General features: G+C 73.7%; 24 protein-coding genes. 10 read left to right on the top strand and 14 right to left on the bottom strand.

The annotated features are described in order from the left end of the window. Window positions 1-3 precede the first annotated feature (3 nt). The 8 genes from IEZ20_RS27680 to IEZ20_RS27645 form a co-directional block, all read right to left on the bottom strand. Window positions 4-426: a BlaI/MecI/CopY family transcriptional regulator gene (locus tag IEZ20_RS27680; RefSeq protein WP_229896289.1), complete on the bottom strand. Its 423-nt coding sequence runs from the start codon at window positions 424-426 to the stop codon at window positions 4-6. A 159-nt stretch (window positions 427-585) separates the two neighbouring features. Further along, window positions 586-762 carry a hypothetical protein gene (locus IEZ20_RS27675; RefSeq protein WP_189303598.1) on the bottom strand — a complete coding sequence of 59 codons (177 nt, stop codon included), beginning with the start codon at window positions 760-762 and terminating at the stop codon, window positions 586-588. Between the two features lie 136 nt (window positions 763-898). Continuing rightward, window positions 899-1,552: a hypothetical protein gene (locus IEZ20_RS27670; RefSeq protein WP_189303684.1), complete on the bottom strand. Its 654-nt coding sequence runs from the start codon at window positions 1,550-1,552 to the stop codon at window positions 899-901. Window positions 1,553-1,711: 159 nt separating this feature from the next. After that, complete coding sequence (locus tag IEZ20_RS27665; RefSeq protein WP_189303596.1) at window positions 1,712-2,509, bottom strand: type III pantothenate kinase; 798 nt, start codon at window positions 2,507-2,509, stop codon at window positions 1,712-1,714. 5 nt (window positions 2,510-2,514) lie between these two features. Then, window positions 2,515-3,501: a carboxylating nicotinate-nucleotide diphosphorylase gene (nadC, locus tag IEZ20_RS27660; RefSeq protein WP_189303594.1), complete on the bottom strand. Its 987-nt coding sequence runs from the start codon at window positions 3,499-3,501 to the stop codon at window positions 2,515-2,517. Window positions 3,502-3,526: 25 nt separating this feature from the next. Continuing rightward, window positions 3,527-5,224 carry an L-aspartate oxidase gene (locus tag IEZ20_RS27655; RefSeq protein ID WP_189303592.1) on the bottom strand — a complete coding sequence of 566 codons (1,698 nt, stop codon included), beginning with the start codon at window positions 5,222-5,224 and terminating at the stop codon, window positions 3,527-3,529. Then, the gene (panC, locus tag IEZ20_RS27650) at window positions 5,221-6,213 is read right to left on the bottom strand and encodes a pantoate--beta-alanine ligase (RefSeq protein WP_189303590.1); all 993 of its coding nucleotides are present in this window, start codon (window positions 6,211-6,213) and stop codon (window positions 5,221-5,223) included. The genes IEZ20_RS27655 and panC overlap by 4 nt, the downstream gene beginning before the upstream one ends. Further along, a complete protein-coding gene (locus tag IEZ20_RS27645; protein ID WP_189303588.1) occupies window positions 6,210-7,193 on the bottom strand; it encodes a Rossmann-like and DUF2520 domain-containing protein in 984 nt (327 codons plus the stop codon). Before IEZ20_RS27645 ends, panC begins: the two co-directional genes overlap by 4 nt. Window positions 7,194-7,390: 197 nt before the next feature. Here IEZ20_RS27645 and IEZ20_RS27640 point away from each other — a divergent pair, with 197 nt between their 5' ends. Then, entirely contained in the window at window positions 7,391-8,563 is a 1,173-nt protein-coding gene (locus IEZ20_RS27640; protein WP_189303586.1) for a threonine aldolase family protein, read from the top strand. Window positions 8,564-8,622: 59 nt separating this feature from the next. Here IEZ20_RS27640 and IEZ20_RS27635 read toward each other — a convergent pair whose 3' ends face one another. After that, window positions 8,623-8,829, bottom strand: coding sequence for a hypothetical protein (locus IEZ20_RS27635; RefSeq protein WP_189303583.1), 207 nt, complete (start codon window positions 8,827-8,829; stop codon window positions 8,623-8,625). 162 nt (window positions 8,830-8,991) lie between these two features. Here IEZ20_RS27635 and IEZ20_RS27630 point away from each other — a divergent pair, with 162 nt between their 5' ends. Continuing rightward, window positions 8,992-10,095, top strand: a complete 1,104-nt coding sequence (locus IEZ20_RS27630; RefSeq protein ID WP_189303581.1) for a DUF5937 family protein — start codon at window positions 8,992-8,994, stop codon at window positions 10,093-10,095. 52 nt (window positions 10,096-10,147) lie between these two features. On the opposite strand, the gene IEZ20_RS27625 is transcribed toward IEZ20_RS27630, so the two are convergent. Then, window positions 10,148-10,819, bottom strand: a complete 672-nt coding sequence (locus IEZ20_RS27625; protein WP_189303579.1) for a response regulator — start codon at window positions 10,817-10,819, stop codon at window positions 10,148-10,150. A gap of 69 nt (window positions 10,820-10,888) precedes the next feature. Continuing rightward, window positions 10,889-12,094 (bottom strand): sensor histidine kinase, encoded by a 1,206-nt coding sequence (locus tag IEZ20_RS27620; RefSeq protein ID WP_189303577.1) that lies wholly within the window; start codon window positions 12,092-12,094, stop codon window positions 10,889-10,891. Window positions 12,095-12,212: 118 nt separating this feature from the next. On the opposite strand from IEZ20_RS27620, the gene IEZ20_RS27615 reads away from it, so the two are divergent. Then, window positions 12,213-13,370, top strand: a complete 1,158-nt coding sequence (locus IEZ20_RS27615) for an SAM-dependent methyltransferase (protein WP_229896288.1) — start codon at window positions 12,213-12,215, stop codon at window positions 13,368-13,370. A gap of 25 nt (window positions 13,371-13,395) precedes the next feature. Here IEZ20_RS27615 and IEZ20_RS27610 read toward each other — a convergent pair whose 3' ends face one another. Then, the gene (locus IEZ20_RS27610; RefSeq protein ID WP_189303575.1) at window positions 13,396-14,547 is read right to left on the bottom strand and encodes an NADH-quinone oxidoreductase subunit D; all 1,152 of its coding nucleotides are present in this window, start codon (window positions 14,545-14,547) and stop codon (window positions 13,396-13,398) included. Window positions 14,548-14,578: 31 nt separating this feature from the next. Between IEZ20_RS27610 and IEZ20_RS27605 the strand changes: the two genes are divergently transcribed. Then, window positions 14,579-15,094 carry a PH domain-containing protein gene (locus IEZ20_RS27605; protein WP_189303573.1) on the top strand — a complete coding sequence of 172 codons (516 nt, stop codon included), beginning with the start codon at window positions 14,579-14,581 and terminating at the stop codon, window positions 15,092-15,094. Then, window positions 15,091-16,440: a PH domain-containing protein gene (locus IEZ20_RS27600; RefSeq protein WP_189303571.1), complete on the top strand. Its 1,350-nt coding sequence runs from the start codon at window positions 15,091-15,093 to the stop codon at window positions 16,438-16,440. Before IEZ20_RS27605 ends, IEZ20_RS27600 begins: the two co-directional genes overlap by 4 nt. A 139-nt stretch (window positions 16,441-16,579) precedes the next feature. On the opposite strand, the gene IEZ20_RS27595 is transcribed toward IEZ20_RS27600, so the two are convergent. Both IEZ20_RS27595 and IEZ20_RS27590 read right to left on the bottom strand, forming a co-directional pair. Next, entirely contained in the window at window positions 16,580-17,914 is a 1,335-nt protein-coding gene (locus tag IEZ20_RS27595) for a hypothetical protein (protein ID WP_189303562.1), read from the bottom strand. 98 nt (window positions 17,915-18,012) lie between these two features. Continuing rightward, window positions 18,013-19,140 (bottom strand): alpha/beta hydrolase, encoded by a 1,128-nt coding sequence (locus IEZ20_RS27590; protein WP_189303560.1) that lies wholly within the window; start codon window positions 19,138-19,140, stop codon window positions 18,013-18,015. 225 nt (window positions 19,141-19,365) lie between these two features. Between IEZ20_RS27590 and IEZ20_RS27585 the strand changes: the two genes are divergently transcribed. From IEZ20_RS27585 to folK, 5 genes are all read left to right on the top strand, one after another. Next, window positions 19,366-21,180, top strand: a complete 1,815-nt coding sequence (locus IEZ20_RS27585) for a phosphatidylglycerol lysyltransferase domain-containing protein (protein ID WP_189303558.1) — start codon at window positions 19,366-19,368, stop codon at window positions 21,178-21,180. A gap of 137 nt (window positions 21,181-21,317) precedes the next feature. Continuing rightward, the gene (gene folP, locus IEZ20_RS27580) at window positions 21,318-22,262 is read left to right on the top strand and encodes a dihydropteroate synthase (protein WP_189303556.1); all 945 of its coding nucleotides are present in this window, start codon (window positions 21,318-21,320) and stop codon (window positions 22,260-22,262) included. Continuing rightward, the gene (locus tag IEZ20_RS27575) at window positions 22,259-22,795 is read left to right on the top strand and encodes a nuclear transport factor 2 family protein (RefSeq protein ID WP_189303554.1); all 537 of its coding nucleotides are present in this window, start codon (window positions 22,259-22,261) and stop codon (window positions 22,793-22,795) included. Before folP ends, IEZ20_RS27575 begins: the two co-directional genes overlap by 4 nt. A gap of 227 nt (window positions 22,796-23,022) precedes the next feature. Further along, window positions 23,023-23,382 carry a dihydroneopterin aldolase gene (gene folB, locus IEZ20_RS27570; protein WP_059251576.1) on the top strand — a complete coding sequence of 120 codons (360 nt, stop codon included), beginning with the start codon at window positions 23,023-23,025 and terminating at the stop codon, window positions 23,380-23,382. Beyond that, on the top strand, window positions 23,379-23,990 hold the full coding sequence (gene folK, locus IEZ20_RS27565; RefSeq protein ID WP_189303552.1) for a 2-amino-4-hydroxy-6-hydroxymethyldihydropteridine diphosphokinase: 612 nt from the start codon (window positions 23,379-23,381) through the stop codon (window positions 23,988-23,990). Before folB ends, folK begins: the two co-directional genes overlap by 4 nt. Window positions 23,991-24,017: the final 27 nt, after the last annotated feature.

Here is a 24,017-nt window from a genome sequence, read left to right as displayed (position 1 = left end):
ACGCTATCGCCCGTCCGCGCCCTCCGCCGAGCCGGGGTTCTGCTCTTGGCGGGCTTCGGGGGCTTCCTGCCGACGGGCTTCAGGGGCTTCCCGGGTTTCTTCCGGGCCCTGGACGATGCGTACGGCGTCCCTGAGGGCCTGGCGCTGTTCCTCGCTCATCATGCCGAAGAAGGCGACGAGTGCGGCGGCGGGGTTGTCGCTCTGCGACCAGGCGTCGTTCATGAGGGCGGCGGCGTAGGCGGCGCGGGTCGACACGGCCTCATATCGATAGGCCCGGCCTTCCGCCTCGCGGCGCACCCAGCCCTTCTGATGGAGATTGTCCAAAACCGTCATGACGGTGGTGTACGCGATGGAGCGTTCCTGCTGGAGGTCTTCCAGGACTTCTCGAACGGTCACCGGGCGGTTCCACTTCCACACCCGCGTCATGACCGCGTCTTCGAGTTCTCCCAATGGGCGAGGCACACCTCAGAACAATAGTGGGAGATCCCGGCAATGGCGTGCCGGACGGGCACTAGAGCTACAAACGCGAACAAAAGGGGCGTTCAGCCCCGGAGTGAGCGGCCCGGCCGTGCTGCCCGGGGGCGCTCAGGCGTCGCCCGCGGAGGCCCCGGGCGCGGCCTCCGCGCGCGCGAGGGCGGCGTCGACGGCCGCGTCCTCCTTGGCCTTGGCGGCCCCGCCCTGGGTCTTCACGATCACCCTGACCACACCGATGAAGAACACGGCCATGACGACCGGGGGCACGAGCGCGGAGACGTAGTCCATGCCTCCAGGGTAGCCAGGCCGGAACCCCCGGAAGGCCCGGGGTGCACCCGATCGCCGGAGCCGGGGAAGCCGCACGGGTGAGCGGGCCGGCGGACGCGTCCGGCGCGGTCCGGCCCGGGGACGCCTCCGCTGCGGGCTAGCCCGCGGCCAGCCGGCGGGGCTCCCGGTCGGACGGCGGGGCCGGCTTGCGGCGGGGGAAGACCTCACCCGGGGTGGGGATGGGGCGCTTCGGGGCGGGGTGCTCCCCGGGGGCGGGCGCCGGCTCCGGGACGGGCTTCTCCGCGGGCTCCTGCGGGGCCTTGGACGGCTCCTCGGCCTCTCCGTCGTCCTGGCGGACCCCGAAGTCCCCCGCGCCGCCCGCGAGGGCCAGCAGGCGGGTCCGGGCGGGCGGCACGGCGGGCGCCGGCACCTTGCGGGCGCCCTGCGCGAACCGGGCCCGTACGTCCTGCTCGGCCAGCGCCTGGCAGCGGTCCAACAGGGCCGCCGCGGCGGGGTTCCCGCGCAGTGCCCGGAGCGCGGCGAGGTCGTCCGGCGTCGGCCGGTGGCCGGCCCCGAGCGCCTCCTCCAGGAGGCTCAGGTACCCGGTGACGGTGCCCGGCAGGGCGGCCCGGTAGCGGCCCAGGTCGGCCACCAGGAAGGCGCGCAGCCTGGCCCCCTCGCACATCGCCTCGTCGAGCGACTCGGCGAGGCGGAAACAGTCCTGCACGTCCTCGGCGGAGGCGTGGCCGGGGTGGAGGGCGAGGGCGAGGGCGCGGCGGAGCACACGCAGCTCCTCCACGCCGAACGCCATGCCGCCGCGGGATCCGTATGGCGTGGGCATGCGGCGACGCTACCGAACTAATCGGACAAAAGTGACGAATCCGGATGTTGTTTCGCCGCGTGTCGCTCCGGGTTTCCCTCGTCCGGTGTCACCACGGGGGCCGGCGCCCGCGCGGGCGCCGGCCGTCCCTCACAGCCGCGACACGTTCCGCTCGTAGACCAGGCGCAGCCCGATCAGCGTCAGCCACGGCTGGTGCTCGTCGATCACCGAGGACTCCCCCAGCACCACCGGCGCGAGCCCGCCCGTGGCGATCACCGTGACGTCGTCGGGATCGTCGGCCAGCTCCCGGGCCATCCGGCCGACCACCCCGTCGACCTGCCCGGCGAAGCCGAACACGACGCCCGACTGCATGGCCTCCACGGTGTTCTTGCCGATCACGTTCCGCGGCCGGGCCATCTCGATCTTCCGCAGCTGCGCGGCCCTGATCCCGAGGGCCTCCACCGAGATCTCGATGCCGGGGGCGATGACCCCGCCGACGTACTCCCCGCGCGCGGAGACCGCGTCGAAGGTGGTCGCCGTGCCGAAGTCGACGACGATCGCCGGGCCGCCGTACAGCTCGTTCGCCGCGACCGCGTTGATGATGCGGTCGGCGCCGACCTCCTTGGGGTTGTCGAACTGGATCGGCACGCCCGTCTTCACGCCCGGCTCCACGAGGACGGCGGGCACGTCGCCGTAGTACCGCCGGGTGACCTCGCGCAGTTCGTGCAGCACCGAGGGGACGGTCGCGCAGATCGCGATGCCGTCGATGCCGTCGCCCAGCTCCTCGCCGAGCAGCGGGTGCATGCCCATCAGGCCGTGGAGCAGCACGGCCAGCTCGTCCGCCGTGCGGCGCGCGTCCGTGGAGATGCGCCAGTGCTCGACGATGTCCTCGCCGTCGAACAGGCCGAGGACGGTGTGCGTGTTGCCGACGTCGATCGTGAGCAGCATGGCCGTTACTCCGCCTCGCGCAGGTCCAGGCCGATGTCCAGGATCGGCGAGGAGTGCGTGAGCGCGCCCACGGCCAGGAAGTCCACGCCGGTCTCGGCGTACGCACGCGCGTTGGCGAGGGTCAGCCGCCCGGAGGCCTCCAGCAGCGCCCGCCCGCCGACGATGCCGACGGCCTCCTCGCACTCGCCGGGGGTGAAGTTGTCCAGCAGGATCAGGTCGGCGCCCGCGTCCACGACCTCGCGCAGCTGGTGCAGGGTGTCGACCTCCACCTCGATCGGCACCTCCGGGAAGGCCTCCCGTACGGCCTTGAAGGCCTGCGCGACGCCGCCGGCGGCGACCACGTGGTTGTCCTTCACCAGGGCCGCGTCCGAGAGCGACATGCGGTGGTTGACGCCTCCGCCGCAGCGGACGGCGAACTTCTCCAGCGAGCGCAGGCCCGGGGTCGTCTTGCGGGTGTCGCGCACGCGCGCCTCGGTGCCCTCCAGCGCGTCCGCCCACGCGCGCGTGGCGGTCGCGATGCCGGACAGCCGGCACAGGATGTTCAGCGCGCTGCGCTCGGCGGTGAGCAGGTCACGCGTGCGCGTGGTGACCGAGAGGAGCTTCTGCCCGGCCTCGACCCGGTCGCCGTCCTCGACGTGCCGCTCGACCTCGAACTCGTCCGTGCAGACCACGGAGAGCACGGCCTCGGCGACCCGCAGGCCGGCCACGACGCCCGCCTCGCGCGCGGTGAAGTCGGCGGTGGCCACCGCGTCCTCGGGGATGGTGGACACGGTCGTCACGTCCACCCCGCCGTCCAGGTCCTCCTGGATGGCGACGTTGGCGATGTCCTCGACCTCCACGGGGTCGAGTCCGGCAGCGGCCAGCAGCTCGGCGAGCGCGGGGTCGAGCCCGCACTCCGCGTACTCTGCGGCTTCCTCGTCTCCCTCGGCGCCGCAGGCGCAGCCGTCGCCGCAGCCGCCGGTCGGGGCGAGGGGAAGGTCGTCGGTGCTCACGTCTGTCACTGCTCCTGGGGCGCTGTTACCGGATAGGGGGGAAGTCTGCGGTGTCGGTGGTGCTCACGGCCAGCGACCGGTCGGGATTGAGCCGTACGACGATGTGACGCCGCCAGTCGGTGTCATTGCGGTCGGCGCGGTCCTCGCGCCAGTGGCAGCCGCGGGTCTCCTCGCGCAGCCGGGCCGCGGCGACCAGGACCCGGGCCACGCACAGGAGGTTCGTCGCCTCCCAGGCGTCCACGCCGGGCTCGGCGGTCTTGCCATTCTCCTGGAGCGCGTCGCGGGCCTCGCTGTGCAGCCTCTGGAGCTGGTCCGCGGCCCTGGCGAGGGACTCCTCGGAGCGCAGCACGCCGGCGCCCTCGGTCATGATCCGCTGGATGGCGAACCGGGTCTCGGGGGCGAGCAGCGGGTGCGCGGGCCTCTCGGGGTCCGGGACCGGTGCGGGCACACGCGCGTGGAGACCGTCGTCCGCGTGGGCGGCGGCGATGTCGGCGGCGATCCGCTCGGCGTACACGAGCCCTTCGAGGAGGGAGTTGGAGGCGAGCCGGTTGGCGCCGTGCACGCCGGTGCAGGCGACCTCGCCGCACGCGTACAGACCGGGCACGGTGGTCCGGCCCCGGGCGTCGGTGCGGACGCCTCCGGAGGCGTAGTGGGCGGCCGGGGCGATCGGGATGGGCTCGGTGACCGGGTCGATGCCGTGCGCCCGGCAGGCGGCCAGGATGGTCGGGAAGCGGTGCTCCCACATGTCCGCGCCGAAGTGCCGGGCGTCGAGGAACATGTGCTCGGCGTCCTGCTCCAGCATCCGCCGCAGGATGCCCTTGGCGACGATGTCGCGCGGCGCCAGCTCCGCCAGCTCGTGCTGGCCGACCATGAAGCGCACGCCGTCGGCGTCGACCAGGTGGGCGCCCTCGCCGCGCACCGCCTCGGAGACCAGCGGCTGCTGCCCCTCGGCGTCCGGGCCGAGGAAGAGCACGGTCGGGTGGAACTGCACGAACTCCAGGTCGCTGACCTCGGCGCCCGCGCGCAGCGCCAGCGCCACGCCGTCGCCGGTCGACACCGACGGGTTGGTGGTCGCGGAGAACACCTGGCCCATGCCGCCGGTCGCGAGGACCACCGCGGGGGCGTGCACGGCGCCCACGCCGTCGTGCTGGCCCTCGCCCATCACGTGCAGGGTGACACCGGCCGTCCGGCCCTCGGCGTCCGTCAGCAGGTCCAGCACCAGGGCGTTCTCGATCGTGCGCACCCCGCGCGCGTGGACGGCCTCGACGAGCGCCCGGGAGACCTCCGCGCCGGTCGCGTCGCCGCCCGCGTGCGCGATCCGGCGCCGGTGGTGGCCGCCCTCGCGGGTGAGGTGGATGTCGCCCTGGTCGTCGGTGTCGAAGTGGGCACCGGTGGAGATCAGCCGCCGTACCGCGTCGGGGCCCTCGGTGACGAGGATCCGTACGGCCTCCTCGTCGCACAGGCCCGCGCCCGCGACCAGGGTGTCGGCCAGGTGCTGTTCCGGGGTGTCGCCCTCACCGAGGGCGGCGGCGATGCCGCCCTGCGCCCAGCGGGTGGAGCCGTCGTCCAGGCGGGCCTTGGTGACGACGACCGTGCTGAGGCCGGCCGCCTCGCAGCGCAGCGCCGCGGTCAGGCCGGCCACGCCAGAGCCGACGACGACCACGTCCGCGGAGATGGCCCAGCCGGGTGCAGGTGCGTGCAGTCGTATGCCTGTGCTGGTCACGAGGCGGCTCCGAAAGTGAGAGGGAGGTTGTCGATCAGCCGGGTCGTGCCGACCCGGGCGGCGACGGCGAGGACGGCCTCGCCGGTGAAGTCGTCGCCGATCTCGGTGAAGTCGGCGGGGTCGACCAGCGCGAGGTAGTCCAGCCGCAGCGGCGGGTCGAGACGGAGAGCCTCGTCCAGGACCTGGCGGGCGGCGGCGCGGACGGCCGCGGGGCCGCCGGGCGCGGCGGTGGCCACCGCGTGCGCGTCGGCCGCCGCGCGGGACTCCCCTATGGCGCTCAGCGCCTCGGCACGCGCACGCGTGGAGGGCACTTCGCGGGCCCGCGCGCGCAGCGCCTCCTGCGCCGCGTGCCGGTCCCGGCCGGCGAACAGCGCGCGGGACAGCGCGAGCGCGGTACGGCGCTCGTCCGGCGAGAGGTAGCGGTTGCGGCTGGACAGGGCGAGCCCGTCCTCCTCGCGCACGGTCGGCACGGCGACGATGTCGACGCCGAAGTTCAGGTCGCGCACCATGCGCCGGATCAGGGCCAGCTGCTGGGCGTCCTTCTGCCCGAACAGGGCGGCGTCGGGGCGGGTGAGGTGCAGCAGCTTGGCGACGACGGTGAGCATCCCGTCGAAGTGCCCGGGCCGCGCGGCCCCCTCCAGGCGCTCGCCCATAGGGCCCGCGGAGACGCGCACCTGGGGTTCGCCGCCCGGGTAGACCTCGTCCACGGAGGGCGCGAACACGGCGTCCGCGCCCGCCTGCTCGGCGAGCTTGAGATCGGCGTCGAGGGTGCGCGGGTAGCGGTCGAGGTCCTCGCCCGCGCCGAACTGCAGCGGGTTCACGAAGACGGTGACGACGACCTCGCCGTCCGGGCCGACGGTCTCCCGCGCGGTGCGGATCAGGGTCGCGTGGCCCTCGTGCAGGGCGCCCATGGTCATCACGACGGCGCGGCGGCCGTGGCGCACGCGCGCGTGCAGCTCTTCGGCGGTGCTCAGCAGGGCGGTGGTCATCGGTCGTTCCCCTCGGTGCCGGTCGTGCCGTCGGTTCCCTCGTCTCCCTCGTCCTCCCGGCGGGCGTGGCTCGCGTGGCCTCCGTCGGCGAGTACCCCGAGGAGGTCCTCGGCGAGTTCCGGCTTCAGCAGGCCGTGGGCGAGCGCGCGGTCGGCGGTCGCGCGGGCCATCGCCAGGTAGCCCGCCACGGCCTGCGGGGCGTGCTTGCGCAGCTCGGTGACGTGCGCGGCGACCGTACCGGCGTCCCCGCGCGCGACCGGCCCGGTCAGGGCGGCGTCGCCGGAGCGCAGGGCGTTGTCCAGGGCGGCGCCGAGCAGCGGGCCGAGCATCCGGTCGGGCGCCTCCACACCGGCCGTGCGCAGCAGCTCCATGGACTGGGCGACCAGGGTCACCAGGTGGTTGGCGCCGAGGGCGAGGGCCGCGTGGTACAGCGGGCGGTTCTCCTCGCTGATCCACTCCGGCTCGCCGCCCATCTCGATGACGAGGGCCTGGGCGGCCAGCCGCAGCTCCTCGGGCGCGGTGACGCCGAACGAGCAGCCGGCCAGGCGCTGCACGTCGACCGGGGTGCCGGTGAAGGTCATCGCCGGGTGCAGGGCCATGGGCAGCGCGCCCGCACGCAGGGCCGGGTCGAGCACCTTGGCGCCGTACCGGCCGGAGGTGTGCACCAGCAGCTGTCCCGGCCGCACCGCGCCGGTCTCGGCGAGGCCGGCGACCAGGCCGGGCAGGGCGTCGTCGGGGACGGTGAGCAGCACCAGGTCGGCACGCTGGAGCACCTCGGCGGGCGGCACCAGCGGGACGTCCGGGAGCATGGCCTCGGCGCGCCTGCGGGAGGCGTCGGAGACTCCGGAGACGGCGACCGGGCGGTGCCCGGCGAGCTGGAGGGACGCGGCCAGCGCGGGGCCCACTCGGCCGGCGCCGACGACGCCGACGGTGAGCCGCGCGGGGCGGTCCTTGAGGTCTGGCTGGTGGACTGTACTCACGCGACGGCGGCCTTCCCGTTCCAGTCCGCTCTGGGTACCGGACGATTTCTCGTCATGTTAACGCTATCGGCTGGGGCGGCGACCGGCCGTCCACAGGCTGTGGGTTTCGCCACGCCGTCGCCCGCCTTCGTGCCGGGAACGTTCGGCACAGGAAAACCCGGCTGTCGCGCGGGGCCGCACAGGGCATGATCCACGGCATGACTGATGTGGCTGAGCAGGGTGACGAGCGGTCGGCGCAGGAACGGTCGCGGGAGCGGCGCAGGGTCGCCCAGCAGGAGGCACGGCGCATCCTGGCGCACGCGACCCCGCGGGCCTCGATCCGCGAACGGCTCGCGCTGCTCCAGGAGGCCGGTGCCGAGGTGTACGACCTGGACGCGCCCGGGGACGTCTACGGCGACGAGATCGTGGCCGTCCTGGAGGAGCGGGTCGCCGCGCTGCTCGGCACCGAGGCCGCCGCGTTCTTCCCGACGGGCACCATGGCCCAGCAGGTGGCCCTGCGCTGCTGGGCGGCCCGCACCGGCGACCCGACGGTGGCCCTGCACCCGTCGGCCCACCCGGAGGTGCACGAACGGCAGGCGTTCAGCCAGGTCAGCGGGTTGCGTCCGGTCAGGGTGGGCGGTGGGCGCCGGCTGCCCACGGCGGCCGAGATACGCGACTTCGAAGAGCCCTTCGGCGCGCTGATGCTGGAACTGCCCCTGAGGGACGCCGGTTTCGTGCTGCCCACCTGGGAGGAGCTGACCGAGGCCGTCGAGGCGGCGCGGGAGCGCGACGCGGTGGTGCACTTCGACGGCGCGCGCCTGTGGGAGTGCACCGAGCACTTCGGGCGCTCCCTGGCGGAGATCGCCGGCCTCGCCGACAGCGTCTACGTGTCGTTCTACAAGTCCGTCGGCGGCTTCGGCGGCGCCGCGCTCGCCGGTCCGCGGACGCTGGTGGAGGAGGCGAAGACCTGGCGGCACCGGTACGGCGGCATGATCTTCCAGCAGTTCCCGACCGTCCTGTCCGCGCTCGTCGGCCTGGAGCGCGAAGTGCCCCGGCTGCCCGAGTACGTGCGGCACGCGCGCGTGGTGGCCGCCGCGCTGCGCGAGGGCTTCGCGGCGGCCGGGCTGCCCTGGGCCCGCGTCCACCCGGAGGAGCCGCACACCCACCAGTTCCAGGTCTGGCTGCCGTACGAGCCGGAGGTGGCGGCCGAGGCGGCTGTGCGCCAGGCCGAGGAGACCTCGGTGATGCTCTTCGCGAACGCCTGGGACGCCGGCGGGCCCGGGCTCGCGTTCACGGAGGTCGGCGTCCAGGCCGCCGGACTCGAGTGGACGGCGGACGACGTCCGCGCGGCCGTACGGGACTTCGTGGACCGGCTGCCCGGGAGGGCCTAGGGGTCCTGGAGGGCCTGGAGGGCCCAGAGGTCCCGGCGGGCCCAGACGGGCTGGAGGGCCTAGAGGGCGCCGGGGCGCAGCCAGCGGGTCAGGGTGCGGCGGAGCCGCCCGTGCACCGGGCGGCCGGCGATGACCGCGCGGAAGCGCCGGTGGTCGCGCACCTCGCGGACGAGGGCGAGGTCGTGGCGGCCCGGCGCGGGCGGCTCGGGCTCGCCGTGCAGACGGGCGCGGTAGCTGTCGAGGAGGTACTGCTGGGTGATGCTCATGGCGGACGGCCTTCTCGGGACGTGGCTGATCGGTGACTGATCGGGCTCCGCGGCTGCCCCGGTGTCCTCAACGCTGCCCCTGATCAGCGCGGATGTCCCGTGGATTGACGGCTGCCGTCAATCCACGGGGGCGCTGTCAGTGGCCCGGTGCACCATGGGGGCATGAGCGTGACCATCGACATCACCGGACTGCCCCTGGAGAGGGTCTCCGTCGTGCCCTCCCCGCTGGCGGAGCTGGGGATGGCGCTGCACGCGCTGAGCGAGCCCGGACACCACCCGGAGCTGCAGGGCTGGGCCACCGCCGTGTCCACCCGGCTGGACCCGGGCCTGGCCGACCGGCTGTGCGAGGCGGACTTCCTGTGGCGTTCGACGTTCTCGGACGTCTTCGCCCCCTTCGCCGGCATCCCCGGCGGACGCACGCTGCCCGGGGGCACGCTCGCCGAGGAGCTGGACCTGCTGGACAAGCTGACGGACGAACAGTTCGTCCACGCGGCCCTGGAGTTCACCTGCCAGCTGCGCTACGACGTCCGGGAGCCCGGCCCGCTGGACGACCCGGAGCTGCGCCGGCGCTCCCTGGAGCTGGCCGCCGCGCGCGGTGCCGTACAGGAGCGGTTCACGCGCCGTCTGCTGACGGAGCCGCCCGCCGTGCGCGCCTGGTTCCGGCAGCTGATGCTCGACTGCGACGACGCCTTCTTCGCCGACACCTGGGCCCGCATCCAGCCCCAGCTGGCCGCGGACGCCCGGCACAAGACCGAACTGCTGCGCCGCAAGGGGCTCGGCGAGGCCCTCGCGTCCCTCTCGGGGGCGATCTCGCTGGACGAGGAGGCCGGGGTCGTCACGGTCGACAAGCTGCTGGTGGGCCGCACCGCCACCGGCGACGGCGGCCTGGTGCTGGTGCCGACCAGCCTCGGCTGGCCGCACGTGATGGTCCTGCACCGGTACGGCTGGCAGCCCTCGATCACCTACCCCGCGAGCGGTTCCCGGCCGCAGGCCCCGTCCGTGGAGCAGCTCACGCGCCGGCTGGAGGCGCTGGCGCACCCGGTGCGGATGCGGCTGTGCCGCCACCTCGCGCGCGCCCCGCACACCACCAGTGAACTGGCCGACGCGCACGGCATGTCGGCGCCCGAGATATCCCGGCACCTGAGCGTGCTGAAGAAGGCGGGCCTGATCACCGACTGCCGGCGCGGCCGGTACGTCCAGCACCAGCTGAACCTGTCCGCGGTGGCCCGGCTGGGCAGCGACTTCATCGAGGGCGTCCTGCGCTGAGCGGGGGCCGGACGGCAGCCGTCGAACCGTTCACCCCCCAGGGCGGCTGTCGTCAGCCGTGTCCGCCCGCCCGCACCAGCCCCGTCTCGTACGCCAGCACGACCACCTGCACCCGGTCGCGCAGCCCGAGCTTGGTCAGGATGCGGCCCACATGGGTCTTCACGGTCGCCTCGCTCAGCACCAGCCGGGCCGCGATCTCGCCGTTGGACAGGCCCTGCGCGACCAGCACCATCACCTCGCGCTCCCGCTCGGTGAGACGCGCCAGCTCCTTGTGCTGGGGCTCCTTGCCGGCGGAGGGCAGCATCGGGGCGAAGCGGTCCAGCAGGCGCCGGGTGGTGGAGGGCGCCACGACCGCGTCACCGCTGTGCACGGCGCGGATGGCGGCGAGGAGGTCGCCGGGCGGCACGTCCTTGAGCATGAAACCGGAGGCGCCCGCCTTCAGCCCGGAGAACGCGTACTCGTCCAGGTCGAAGGTGGTCAGGATGAGGACCTTCGGCGGGTTCGGGTCCGCGCAGATGCGGCGGGTGGCCTCCACGCCGTCGAGTTTCGGCATGCGGACGTCCATCAGGACCACGTCGACGGCGGTGGACCGCAGCACCTGGAGGGCCTCCACGCCGTCGCCGGCCTCCGCGACGACCTCCATGTCCGGCTGGGCGGCGAGCACCATGCGGAACCCGGTGCGCAGCAACGCCTGGTCGTCCACGAGCATCACGCGGATCGTCATCGGTCCTCTTCCGTTCGGGATCAGGGAGGGTCAGGGAGTCAGGGAAGGTCGGGGAAGGTCAGGGATCGGTCAGTGCGCCGGTTTGAGCGGCAGCAGGGCACTGATGCGGAATCCTCCGCCGGGGCGCGGGCCGGCGTCCAGGGTGCCGCCGACCATGCCGACACGTTCCCGCATGCCGATCAGGCCGTGACCCTGTCCGTCGGCGCCGCCCTCCTCGTACAGCTCGTGCGGGGCGCCCTTGCCGTCGTCCTCGACCAGCAGGCCGAGACCGTCGTCGAAGTAGACCAGGCGCACGCTCGCGCCCGCGTTCGGTCCGCCGTGCTTGCGCGTGTTGGTGAGCGCCTCCTGCACGATCCGGTACGCGGTCAGCTCCACGCCGCTGGGCAGCGGGCGCGGGGTGCCCTCCACCTTGAAGTCGACCGGCAGGCCGGAGCTGCGGCACTGCTCGACGAGGTCGTCGATCTGCTCGACGTCGGGCTGCGGGACGTACTCCCCGCTCTCCTGGTGCTCACCGGTGCGCAGCACGCCCAGCAGGCGGCGCATCTCGGCCAGCGCCTGGCGGCCGGTGGAGGAGATCGTCTCCAGGGCCTTCTTCGCCTGGTCGGGCGCGGCGTCCATGACGTAGGCGGCGCCGTCGGCCTGCACCACCATCACCGACACGTTGTGCGCGACGACGTCGTGCAGCTCGCGCGCGATCCGGGCGCGCTCGGCGGCGACCGCGACCTTCGCCTGTGCCTCGCGCTCCTTCTCCAGGCGGGCCGCGCGCTCCTCCAGCTGGGCGAAGTAGGCGCGCCGGGTGCGCATGGAGTCGCCCAGCACCCAGGCGAGGGCGAAGGGCACCGTCTGGAACACCGCGATGGCGACCTGGCCGGGGAAACTGGCCTGCTCCTCCGGCCAGCGCATCTGGGCCACGGTCGCCGCGCAGAGACTGACGGCGAGGGCGAGCCGGGAGGCCCAGCGGGCGCCGACCGCCGCGACCGTGTAGGTGATCACCAGCATGGCGAAGTCGGCGACGGTGGTCTCGACGTCCAGGACCACCTGGGCGAGCCCGATCACGAGAGCGACCAGAAGCATCGGCTCCGGGAAGCGGCGGCGCAGCGCCACGACGGCACACAGGGCCACGGACACCGCCATGCCCTCGGGGACCGTCCCCTGGTGGCCGGGGGTCCCGTCGAGGTTGACCACGCTCACCGCGGACACCCCGAGCAGGACGACGGCCCAGAAGGCGTCGACCCAGGCCGGGTGGCGGCGGAGGAAGTCATAGAGGCGCTGCACGTAACCCAGAGTAGGGAAACGGGATGCGTGCAGGGGTCAACCGTTGGGCCGATCCGTGCTCGGCGCGCGTACTCCCCAAGGTGGATGCCGTGATCACAGGTGTGCCTAGTCTGGTCCGGTGACGGATGAGACGACGGTGGAGGGTGCCCGCCGGAATCCCGGCCCGCGCGGCTGGCGCGCGGCGGCCGAGGCGGCCCTGTACGGCCCCGGCGGGTTCTACCGGCGCCCGGAGGGCCCGGCCGGTCACTTCCGTACGTCCGTGCACGCCTCCGCGCTGTTCGCGCGGGCCGTGGCCGGGCTGCTGTGCCGGGTCGACGCGGCACTCGGCCGGCCCCCGGTGCTGGACTTCGTCGACATGGGCGCCGGGCGGGGCGAGCTGGCCGGCGGGGTGCTCGCCGCGCTGCCGGCCGACGTGGCGGCACGCACGCGCGTGTACGCCGTCGAGATCGCCGGCCGCCCGGCCGGCCTGGACGACCGGATCACCTGGCGGAGCGGCCTCCCGGACGCGGTCACCGGGCTGCTGTTCGCCAACGAGTGGCTGGACAACGTCCCGGTGGACGTCGTGGAGGTGGACTCCGCCGGCGTGCCCCGGCTGGTGCTCGTGGCGGAGGACGGCTCCGAACGGCTCGGGGAGCCCGTGACGGGCGCGGCGGCCGACTGGCTCACGCGCTGGTGGCCGCTGCCGCCCGAGGAGGGGGCGCGGGCCGAGGTCGGGCTGCCCCGGGACCGGGCCTGGGCGGCGGCCGTGGACCGGGTGGTGCGGGGGCTCGCCGTGGCCGTGGACTACGCCCACACCGTGGACACGCGCCCCCCGTTCGGCACGCTCACCGGGTTCCGGGAGGGCCGCGAGACCACACCCGTGCCGGACGGGTCGTGCGACATCACGGCCCACGTCGCCCTGGACGCGTGCGCCGCGGCGACCGGCGCGGACCGGGCACCCGTGGGCACGGCGCGCTCGGCGCACGGGACCGACGCGGCGGCGCGCACACTTCCCCCCGCGCGCCTGCTCACGCAGCGCGCCGCCCTGCGCGCCTTGGACCTCACCGGCGTACGCCCCCCGCTGGCGCTGGCCTCCACGGATCCGTCCGCCTATGTGCGGGCCCTGGCGAGCGCCGGCGAGGCCGCCGAGCTGACGGCACCGGGCGGTCTCGGCGACTTCGGCTGGCTGCTCCAGCCGGTCGGCATCCCGGACCCCCTCGGAGAGGACCCACAGGACCCACAGGACCCACGGGACCCACGGGACCCACGGGATCCGCAAGCCACACAGGCCCCGTGAACCGGATTCCGCGGGCCCGTGCGGCCTACTTGTCGATGTCGCCGACCACGAAGAACATCGAGCCCAGGATCGCCACCATGTCCGCCACCAGCGTCCCCGGCAGCAGCTCGGTCAGCACCTGGATGTTGTTGTACGAGGCCGAGCGCAGCTTCAGCCGGTACGGGGTCTTCTCGCCCTTGCTGACCAGGTAGTACCCGTTGATCCCGAGCGGGTTCTCGGTCCACGCGTACGTGTGCCCCTCGGGCGCCTTCAGCACCTTCGGCAGCCGCTGGTTGATCGGCCCGGGAGGCAGCTCGGCGATCCGGTCCAGACAGGCGTCGGCGAGGTCCAGCGCGTTGTGGGTCTGCGCCAGCAGCACCTCGAAGCGGGCGAGGCAGTCGCCCTCGCTCCGGGTCTCGACCTTCAGCGTGTCCTGGAGCTCGCCGTAGGCCAGGTACGGCTCGTCGCGGCGCAGGTCGAAGTCGACGCCCGAACCGCGCGCGATGGGCCCGCTCACGCCGTAGGCGTGCACGGTCTCCGGTGCCAGCACGCCCACGTCCCGCGTGCGGCCGCGGAAGATCTCGTTGCCGAGGACCAGGTCGTCGAAGACGTCCATGCGCGAGCGCACGTCGGCGACGGCGGCACGCGCGCGTGCGGTCCAGCCGGCCGGCAGGTCCTCCTTGAGGCCGCCGACGCGGTTGAACATGTAGTGCATGCGGCCGCCGGAGACCTCCTCCATGACGTTCTGGAGCACCTCGCGCTCCCGGAACGCGTAGAACACCGGCGTGATCCCGCCCAGCTCCAGCGGGTAGGAGCCGAGGAACATCAGGTGGTTGAGCACCCGGTTCAGCTCGGCGAGCAGGGTGCGCGTCCACACCGCCCGCTCGGGGACCTCCATGCCGAGCATCCGTTCCACGGCGAGGACCACGCCCAGCTCGTTCGAGAACGCCGACAGCCAGTCGTGGCGGTTGGCGAGCACGATGATCTGCCGGTAGTCGCGTGCCTCGAAGAGCTTCTCGGCGCCGCGGTGCATGTAGCCGATCACCGGCTCCGCGTGCACGATGCGCTCCCCGTCCAGCACGAGCCTGAGCCGCAGCACGCCGTGCGTGGACGGGTGCTGGGGTCCGATGTTGAGCACCATGTCGGTGCTCTCCGCCGCGCCGCCGATGCCGACCGTGGTCTCCGTCGTAGGAGTCATGGCCCCAGTTTCCCCTACGTACGCTGGCCTCATGGAAACGGGGAGCGTAACGGGGAGCCCGGAAGGGGCCGGGGCGCCGGCGGAGCAGCCCGTGTGGCGCGGGCTGGAGCCGGGGCTGCTGAGGGTGCGCCGGCTGCTGCTGGTGGTGTGGACGGGGGTGCTCGCGGTCGCCGCGGGGCTGCTGCCGGGGCTTTTCGCGGGGCCCGCGTGGGCGGCCTGCGCGCTGCTGCCGCCGGCCGTCGCCGCCTGGTGCTGGCGGCTGCTGGAGCGCAACTGGCGGTCCTGGCGGTACACCGAGCGCGCGGACGACCTGCTGATCAGCCGCGGTGTCCTGTGGCGTGAGGAGACGGTGGTGCCGTACGGGCGGATGCAGCTGGTGGAGGTGACCTCCGGGCCGTTGGAGCGGCGCTTCGGGCTGGCCACCGTGCAGCTGCACACGGCCGCCGCCGCGACCGACGCGACCGTCCCCGGCCTGGACCCGGCCGAGGCGGAACGTCTGCGCGACCGGCTGACCGAGCTGGGCGAGGCACGATCGGCGGGCCTGTGACGACCCCCGGGCACACCGGCGACGGCATACCGGAGCGCCCGCCCGTCACCGAGCGCCGCCTGCACCCGGTCACGCCCTTCCGGCGGGCGTGGGCGCCGCTCGCCGTGCTGGCCGGCTGGGCGGTGCACGACCCGAACGGCGCCCAGGAGCAGCTGACCCGGCTGACCGGCACGATGCTCCTGCTGGGCGTCGCGGTCCTGGTGCCGGCGGCCGGCCTCTACGGCTTCCTGTCCTGGTGGTTCACGCACTACGCCGTCACCGACACGGAGCTGCGCATACGGACCGGGCTGCTGTTCCGGCGGACCGCGCACATCCGGCTGGAGCGGATCCAGGCCGTGGACGTCTCGCGTCCGCTCCTCGCGCGCGTGGCGGGCGTCGCGAAGCTGCGGATCGACGTCGTGGGGACCGACGACAAGGACGAGCTGGCGTTCCTGGGCGAGCGGGAGGCGCGTGCCCTGCGCGCGGAGCTGCTCGCGCGCGCGGCGGGTTTCGCGCCCGAGGCGGCGCGCGAGGTCGGAGAGGCGCCGGCGCGGGCGCTGCTGCGCGTGCCGCCGCGGGAGCTGGCGCGCTCCCTGGTGCTGACGGGCGCCACCTGGGGTTCGCTGTGCGCCGCGCTGGTCGTCCCGACCGTGCTGTGGCTGGCCACCGGCAACCTGTGGACGGTCGTCGCGAGCGTCGTGCCCCTGCTCGGCACGGCCGGCGCGAGCAGTGTGGGGCGGTTCGTCACCGAGTTCGACTGGACGGTGAGCGAGTCCCCGGACGGGCTGCGCATCGACCACGGGCTGCTCGACCGTACGCACGAGACGGTGCCGCCCGGGCGGGTGCAGACCGTACGGATCGTGGAGCCGCTGCTGTGGCGCGGGCGCGGCTGGGTGCGGGTGGAACTGGACGTGGCCGGCTCCGAGAACTCGGTCCTGGTGCCGGTCGCCCCGCGCGCGGTCGCCGAGGAGGTCGTCGCGCGCGTGCTGCCCGGCGTGACGGTGCCCCGGGAACTGTCGCCGGTGCCGCGCCGGGCGCGGTGGTGCGTGCCGGTGTGGTGGCGCGGGCACCGGCTCGCGGTCACCGGCACGGTGTTCGCCGCCCGGAGCGGTCTGCTGTGCCGCCGGCTCTCGCTCGTCCCGCACGCGAAGGTGCAGAGCGTACGGCTCACCCAGGGGCCCTGGGAGCGCCGCTGGGGCCTCGCCGACGTCCACGTGGACACCGGGGCCGACAAGACCGTGACCGCCCGGCTGCGTGACGCACAGGACGCCGCCCGCCTCCTGACCGAGCAGGCGGAGCGCTCCCGCACAGGCCGCCGCTCCGCCCTTCCCGACCGCTGGATGACCACCGACATGACCACCGACTGACCGACACCGACCCGCAGAGGAACGCCACAGGACCGGCCCCCACCGGGGGCTGGCGCCGCGGCACCCTCCCCCTCGGAACACCTCGGGCCCGGCTCCCTCTCGGGAGGACCGGGCCCGGTGTCGGTGACCGCGCGGAGGCTCAGGAGGCGGCGGTGCGCAGACGGTGGACGTCGATCTGCTCGGTCTCGTCGTGTGCCGTCAGGTCGATGACCTGGCCGACCTCCCGGGACCGCGCGTCGGCCGGCTTGAACCCGGCCTCCGACTCGGCCTTGTGCACGGCGAGCGCCTCCGGGCCGACCACGTCGGCGAGGTCCTCGTTCTGCACGGAGTCCAGCGTGGCCTTCGGCGCGCTCTTCTGGGTGCCGAAGAAGTCGAACCCGCCCTCGACCACCGGGCGCCGCGCGGGCGCCGCCGGTACGACGGCCACCGCGGTCGGCACCGTGAAGTGCCCGGCCGGCGGCTGCCCCGCGGGCTGGGCGGCCTCGACCGCCCTGGAGGCGTCCGCGCTGTCCGTCACGGCCGCCGCGCCGACTTCTCCTTTGGCGACCGCCTCGGTCCCGGCGGCGGCGCTCTCCGGAACGTCCGGCTCGGACGCCTCCGGTGCCTCCGACGGCTCAGCCGTGAGGGCGGCGTCCTCGGCGTCCTCGGCACCCACAGCGTCCTCGGATGCCTTCACCGGCTCAGCCGCTTCCGAGTCGACGCCCGCGGGCCCGGACGCGGACTCGGCGTCACCCTCCGCCTCAGCCGTCTCCGCTGCCTCGGCAGCCACAGCCTCGGCCTCAGGCTCGGACTCGGACTCGGACTCGGACAGAGTCGCAGACTCGGTCTCGGTCTCGGTCTCGCTCGCGGTCCCCCCGTCGAACCGCGCCAGAGCCTTCAGCGCCTGCCCGTACAGCCGGGCGCCCGCGGGGGAGAACACCGCCGGCCGCTCCTCGGTACCCGGTTCCTCGGTACCGGGCTCCTCCGGCGTCCCGGACGCCTGCGGTTCCGCACTCGGTGCGGGCGGCAACGCGGGCACCGAGGCCTCGATCTCCAGCAGCCGCCGCCCCTCCAGGGCGCTCGCGCGCTCGGTCTCCGCGGTGGCGTACCGGCGCAGCAGGGCCGCGTGCTCGTTGCGCAGGCCGGCCAGCTCCGCCCGCTTGGCGCGCAGCCGCTGCTCCAGCTTGGCGCGCAGTTCGCGGGATTCCTCCAGGTCGGTCTCCAGTTCGGCGACCCGTTCCTCGTACCGCCACTCGTCGCCCGCACGCGCGCGCATGAGTTCGGCGACCTGCTTGCCCGCCTGCGCGTCCCAGCGGCGCATCACGACCGCGCCGACGACCGCCGTCGCGGCGGCGGCCGCGGACAGCGCGCGCAACACGGCGGCCTCGGAGAACGCCCAGGGACCCAGCGCGCAGACGACGGAGACCCCGGCGATCGCCGAGGGGGGCAACAGCCGGTGCAGAGGCGGGGAATGGCGGTGGCGTCCACGTGGCATGGCCAGAAACTTACCGCGCGTAGGCGAATCGCGGGCCCCCGCCCCGTAAAAACACAGCCATACCGAAGGCTTCACGGGGCGTCAGGGGCGCCGCCGGGTCAGCGGTCGGAGAGCCGGCCGCTGACCCACTGGAGGGTCGGCGGGATCTCGCGCCGCCAGGTGTTGAAGTTGTGGCCGCCGCTCTCCAGGATGATCGAGGAGATCCGGGTCAGGTTCGTGGCCTGCACCTGCTCGATGAACTTCATCGTGGACGTGTAGTTGTGCTCGCCGACCTTGCTGCTGGTGACGAGCAGCGAGGTGTCCGGCGCCTCCTCGTGCTCCAGCAGCCAGAACAGGTCGGAACGGTTCTGCAGCTTCTTGTCGCCGTGGAAGAGGTCACCGGTGGTGGGGTCGATCGGCGCCTTGTAGTACGGCGAGAGGCCCGCGCCGGCCGTGTACACGTTGGGGTGGTGCATGGCGAGCTTGAGCGCGCAGTAGCCGCCCGTGGAGTCGCCGATCACACCCCAGCTGCCCGGCCGCTTGCCGGCCCGGTAGTGGCTGAGGACGGCGTCCGGCAGATCTTTGGCAAAAAACGTTTCCGCCTGCGGCCCGCCCGGCACGTCCACGCACTCGGTGTCCCGCGGCGGCGCCACGGTCGGGCGCATCATCACCAGGATCATCGGCTGCATCCGCCCGTCCTTGGCCAGCCGCTGCGCCGTGCTCGGGTAGTTCAGCTTGTCCACCAGCGACCGCGCGGTGCCCGGGTAGCCGGTCAGCACGACCGACACCGGGAACGTACGGGTCCGGTACTGCGGCTGGAAGTACTCCGGCGGCAGGTAGACGTACGCCGGCGTGACCATGTGGGTCGTACGGCCCACGATGTCGACCTTCTGGACCTGCCCGCCCGTCTCCGGCCGCGAGGCGCGCACGCCCGGCACGTCGGAGGTGGAGACCACCTGGAGCGGGCCGCCGGTGCTGCCGTGGGCCGAGTGGTCGATGACCACGCCCTGGTCGGTCTCCTTGCCGAACAGGTCTGCCCAGCTGGCGTAGAAGCCGAACGCCTGGTTGGCGGCGAGCCCGACGCAGGCGAAGAGTGCCACCTGGGTGAACAGCAGCAGGCCGATCCGTCCGCTCACGGACCGCCAGTTCGTGCGCGCCAGGCGCGGCCACAGCCACACCGTGCCGATGAACAGCACCAGGGCGATCAGAATCGCCAGCACCAGCACTTTGTTGCTCGTGAGACCCATGGCTGCTTCCTGCCTGCGCTTTCCGCCCGTGTGCGGCCACACTTTGTCGCGTGGACTTGCCCGGGGCTTTCCTTGGCCTTTGACCCGACTTTCCGGTGGGGAGTGAACCTCTCTCCCCTAGACACCGTCCTAGAGGGCGCAATGTCGCCGGAAGCCCGCTCGGGCCCGGGTCCAAGGTCTCTCGCAGAACTACGGGATGCGATGTCTGTCAGGATAGATGGGGAAATGTCGGACGGGGTTCCGAGCCGATCAAGCCGGGCGCGGCGCATACCGCGCGGCCCGCGCCCCGAGGCCGTTCCCGTCTGGGTCGGCAGGGCGGCCGCGCTGGTGGGCCTCCTGGACATCGCCGCGGGCGTCTTCCCACGCTTCCGGCACAGCCGTATGCACGCGATCGCCGAGGTGCTCCCGGGCTCCTTCGGCCCGTTCGCGGCGGCGCTCTCGCTCAGCGCGGGCGTGCTGTTGCTGCTGCTCGCGCACGGGCTGAAACGGCGCAAGCGCCGGGCCTGGCGTGCCGCGGTCGCGCTGCTCCCGGCGGGCGCGGTGGCCCAGTTCGCGTACCGGCACTCGATCGTCGGCGTGCTCATCGCGGTCGCGCTGCTGGTGCCGCTGCTGCGCCACCGGGACCAGTTCGCGGCGCTGCCGGACCCGCGCAGCAGGTGGCGGGCGCTCGCCAACTTCGTGCTCATGGGGGCCGGTTCCGTCGCCCTCGGCCTGGTGATCGTCAACGTCCACCCGGACCGGACGATCGGCGACCCGAGCCTGGCCGACCGGCTGGCGCACGTGATCTACGGCCTGTTCGGCTTCGAGGGCCCGGTCGACTACCGGGGCGACACCTCCTGGACGGTCGCCTTCTCCCTCGGCGCCCTCGGCTGGATCACCGCGGTCACGACCATCTACCTGGCCTTCCGCCCCGAGCACCCGGCCGCGCACCTCACCGAGGAGGACGAGGTGAAGCTGCGCGCGCTGCTGGAGAAGCACGGCCGGCGCGACTCGCTCGGCCACTTCGCGCTGCGCCGCGACAAGGCGGTCGTGTTCTCGCCGAGCGGCAAGGCCGCCGTCACCTACCGGGTCGTGTCCGGCGTGATGCTGGCCAGCGGCGACCCGATCGGTGACGTCGAGGCCTGGCCCGGTGCCATCGAGCGCTTCATGGACGAGGCCAGGGCCCACTCCTGGACGCCCGCGGTCATGGGCTGCTCGGAGACGGGTGGTGAGGTGTGGACCCGCGAGACCGGCCTGGACGCCCTGGAGCTGGGCGACGAGGCGGTGGTGGACGTGGCGGATTTCTCACTCGCCGGACGCGCGATGCGCAACGTGCGCCAGATGGTCAAGCGCATCGAGCGAGCCGGCTACGAGACCCGGGTACGGCGTATCCGTGACCTCGGCGACGCCGAGCTGGAGCGGATCCGCCGGGCGGCGGAGGACTGGCGCGGCACGGACACCGAGCGCGGCTTCTCCATGGCGCTCGGCCGCATCGGCGACCCGTCCGACGGCGACTGCCTGATCGCCACCGCCCACAAGGCCGACGACGCGCCGGGCGAGTACGGCGACCTGAAGGCGATCCTCCACTTCGTGCCCTGGGGCAAGGACGGCGCCTCGCTGGACCTGATGCGCCGTGACCGCAGCGCCGACCCGGGCATGAACGAGCTGCTGATCGTCGCCGCCCTGCAGGCCGCGCCGAAGTTCGGCATCACGCGCGTGTCGCTGAACTTCGCGATGTTCCGCTCGGCCCTCGCGCGCGGGGAGAAGATCGGCGCCGGTCCGGTGCTGCGCGCCTGGCGCGGGCTGCTGGTGTTCCTCTCGCGCTGGTTCCAGATCGAGTCGCTGTACAAGTTCAACGCCAAGTTCCAGCCCCGCTGGGAGCCGCGGTTCGTGGTCTACCGGGCCTCCGCCGACCTGCCCCGCATCGGCTTCGCCGCGATGCAGGCGGAGGGCTTCGTCAACCTCGCCCTGCCGCTGCCGCGCTTCCTGCGCCGGCGCCGTTCGGCCGCCGAGCGCCCCTGCGCGCACGCGGTGGCCGAACGGGACGTCCGAGCCGCCTGAGCGGGACGAGCCGTCCCGCACCGAGCGGTACGGCCCGAGGACCGGCCCGGGCGGAAGCCCCCTCCCCCTCCAGCACCGGGGGCTTCCGCCCGGGCCGCGGCGCGTTCCGGGGACCCTCCTGGGCCTACGCTGAACGTATGAACAACCTCAGCGGGCGCGGCCGAGTCGCCGGCCTTCCGGCATGGGACCGGTGCGCGGTCATGGGGGTCGTGAACGTGACCCCGGACTCCTTCTCCGACGGCGGCCGCTGGTTCGACACGACCGTCGCCGTCAAACACGGCCTGGATCTCGTCGCCGAGGGCGCGGACCTGGTCGACGTCGGCGGCGAGTCCACCCGGCCCGGCGCCACGCGCGTGGACGAGGCGGAGGAACTGCGACGGGTCATCCCCGTGGTGCGCGGCCTCGCCTCCGAGGGAGTCGTCGTCTCCGTCGACACCATGCGCGCCTCCGTCGCCGAACAGGCCCTCGCCTCCGGTGCCGCCCTCGTCAACGACGTCAGCGGCGGCCTCGCCGACCCCGCGATGATCCCGGTGGTCGCCGCGGCGGACGCCCCGTTCGTCGTGATGCACTGGCGCGGCTTCCTCCAGGGCGGCAACGTGAAGGGCGTGTACGAGGACGTCGTCGGGGAGGTCGTGGACGAGCTGCACGCGCGCGTGGAGGCCGTACTGGCCGGCGGTATCGCCCCGGAGCGGATCGTCGTCGACCCGGGCCTCGGCTTCTCCAAGGAGGCCGAACACGATCTCGCGCTCCTCGCCCACCTCGACCGCCTGCACGCCCTCGGCCATCCCCTGCTGGTCGCCGCCTCGCGCAAACGGTTCCTCGGCCGGGTCCTCGCCGGCCCCGGGGGCGCTCCCCCGCCCGCCCGGGAGCGCGACGCGGCCACGGCCGCCGTCTCCGCCCTCGCGGCGCACGCCGGCGCGTGGGCGGTGCGCGTGCACGAGGTACGCGCCACGGCGGACGCGGTCCGGGTGGCACGGGCCGTGGAGGAGGCGCGCGAGGAGGGGGCTCGCGCGGTGCGAGCGCGTACGACGGGGACGACGCCGGACGCCGAGGGCGTGCGCGGAGCGGACGGAGACCGGTGAGCGCCCCCCACACCGACGTCGAGCAGGTGGAGGCCGCCAACACCGCCTTCTACGAGGCGCTCGAACGCGGCGACTTCGAGGAGGTCTCCTCCCTCTGGCTGACCCCCGCCGACCTGGGCGTGGACGAGACCTACCACGACCCCGCGGACAGCGGCGTGATCTCCTGCGTCCACCCCGGCTGGCCGGTGCTCACCGGCCGTGGCGAGGTGCTCAGGTCGTACGCCCTGATCATGGCCAACACCGACTACATCCAGTTCTTCCTGACCGATGTGCACGTCTCCGTGACCGGCGACACCGCGCTCGTGAACTGCACGGAGAACATCCTCAGCGGCGGCCCCGCCCCCGAGGAGGGCGCGGAGCTGGGGCCGCTGGTCGGCCAGCTCGTCGTCGCCACGAACGTGTTCCGGCGCACCCCCTCCGGCTGGAAGCTCTGGTCGCACCACGCCTCCCCGGTGCTGGCCGAGACCGACGACGACGGCGACGACGACGAGCATGTGAACGGCGTGGATCCGGACGGCGGTCCCCTCACCTGAGCCGGGAGTGGTTCGAATCACCTACCGCGGGGTAGGAGGGGCTACCAGTCCATGACGGGGCCGGGTTCCCCGGGGGAAACACGCGGTGAACCCTCCGGGCGGCGGCCGGTGCCCGCGCCCCCGCGGCCCGGCTTGGTCGGTGCCCGCAGGTAGATTCGTCTGAGACCGGCGTGCCGCCCGCACGCGGTACCGGCCGGTCCTTCCCGACGATTGCAGGAGTGATTCGCGTGGATCGTGTCGCGCTGCGCGGCCTCAAGGCCCGCGGGCACCACGGTGTGTTCCCCAAGGAGCGCGAGGAGGGCCAGACGTTCATCGTGGACCTCGTCCTCGGCCTGGACACCCGGCCGGCCGCGGCCGACGACGACCTGGCGAAGACCGTGCACTACGGCATCGTGGCCGAGGAGGTCGTGGCCGTGGTCGAGGGCGAGCCGGTGGACCTGATCGAGACCCTCGCCGAGCGGATCGCCCGGACCTGCCTGAAGCACGAAGGGGTGCAGGAGGTCGAGGTCTGCGTCCACAAGCCGGACGCGCCGATCACCGTCCCCTTCGACGACGTGACCGTCACCATCACCCGGAGCCGAGTATGACCCGACCTTTCCGCCAGGGTCACAGCGACCCGACCGTCCAGCCGGTGCCCGCCTCGGTCGTCGAGAAGGTGGACGCCGCCGACACGACGCTGAGCAACCCCAAATGGGCCGTGATCTCCATCGGCTCCAACCTCGGCAACCGCCTGGAGACCCTCCAGGGTGCCGTCGACGCCCTGGAGGACACCCCGGGCGTCCGCGTGAAGGCCGTCTCCCCGGTGTACGAGACCGAGCCGTGGGGCGTCGAGCCCGGCAGCCAGCCGTCGTACTTCAACGCGGTCGTGGTCCTCAAGACCACCCTGCCCCCCTCCTCCCTGCTGGAGCGGGCGCACGCCGTCGAGGAGGCCTTCCACCGGGTCCGGGACGAGCGCTGGGGCCCGCGCACGCTGGACGTCGACATCGTCGCGTACGCCGACGTCACCTCCGACGACCCCCAGCTCACCCTGCCCCACCCGCGCGCCCACGAGCGCGCCTTCGTGCTCGCGCCCTGGCACGACGTGGACCCCGGCGCGCAGCTCCCCGGCCGCGGCACGGTGGCCGATCTGCTGGCCTCCGTCACCCGTGAGGGTGTGGCGCCGCGCGCGGACCTGGAACTCCGGCTGCCCGAGTAGTCGTTAAGGTCGAGACGGGTCACGTCG

Origin of the sequence: Streptomyces cinerochromogenes (genome assembly GCF_014648635.1) — a bacterium.
GTDB lineage: Bacteria > Actinomycetota > Actinomycetes > Streptomycetales > Streptomycetaceae > Streptomyces > Streptomyces cinerochromogenes.
This window is presented reverse-complemented; position numbering and strand designations above follow the sequence as displayed.